General features: G+C 28.7%; 2 pseudogenes. Both read right to left on the bottom strand.

Annotation, left to right across the window (positions count from 1 at the left end):
- Positions 1-112: pseudogene (locus tag L0U72_RS11720) on the bottom strand (Fic family protein); the annotation flags it as partial.
- Between the two features lie 765 nt (positions 113-877).
- Positions 878-1,149: pseudogene (locus L0U72_RS11715) on the bottom strand (hypothetical protein); the annotation flags it as partial.

Here is a 1,149-nt window from a genome sequence, read left to right as displayed (position 1 = left end):
TTAATTTAGGAGAAGGTTTATTTAATAAATTAGCATTTACTTCTCCTATTTTCTCAGAAATAGAAGTTATTAATTTTAAAATAGAAGATGTTATTTCGTAAGGTGGTTTCATTTTTGATACTATCATTTGATACTATCAAAGATACAATCATTTAATCTGAATTATCTTATGAAACGAGTTTTTTTATTGGGCACAACGATTTATATATGGTTTGTTGCATTTTTGAAGCACTAAATTAAGTAAATAAAAACGGAATAGAAAATCCCCTAAGGATTTTCGTAAGTAGGTTCGCACTAGCAATAAATTATATATTTTGTTGCAAGTAGTTTGTTTTTCAGTTTATAATGCTGTTTTTTCCAATTCCAATTCCAATTCCAATTCCAATTTTCTGCATTTTCTCAATTCTACAGCCGTTATAAATTAAGATTTTGGATGATAATTCGGTCAGTTTTATTCATTCAGTTTTTATTGATTTATGCGTCAATTTTCCAATTCCAATTTGCTACATTCCTTAAATTCTACAGCCGTTATAAATTCAGATTTTGGATGATAATTCGGTTAGTTTTATTCATTCAGTTTTTATTGATTTATGCGTCAATCTTTTAAATCAGCGGTTGCGTAAGTTTTTCAGTATTTTGCTCATTCTTTAGAAGGTTTTTAGGGAAATAGTTTCCGATTATACTTCTTTATTAGCCTTAAAAAACACATTATAATTTGCGTGATTTTTTGCCAATTACTTGCAACGTGCTTGTATATGGTTTGTTGCGTGATTAAGTCACTAAGTTAGTAAATAAAAACCGAATAGAAAGTCCGCGAGGACTTTCGTAAGCAGGCTAGAACCTAGCAATAAAATATATGCATTGTTGTGCAACGTTTTTATAATTCAATCATTAATATAATTCCGATTGAGTTTAGGTTTTTCATTTTCTGTTTGTCATTTATTCCAACATTATTATTTGACTCAAATTTGCTAAAATCTGATTGTCCATTATAATTAATTCCTGCGCTAAAATTGTCGAACATATCAAATAGAAAACCAATTCCGATTTGTGCTCCAAAATTCCAACCATCATAAATGTCTTTTTGAGTATCATTTAGAAAACGATATTCATCTTCAACAATAGTTTGTCCGTAGAAACCTAAATTCG

It is taken from the genome of Tenacibaculum piscium (assembly GCF_021390755.1).
Classification (GTDB): Bacteria; Bacteroidota; Bacteroidia; order Flavobacteriales; family Flavobacteriaceae; genus Polaribacter; species Polaribacter piscius.
This window is presented reverse-complemented; position numbering and strand designations above follow the sequence as displayed.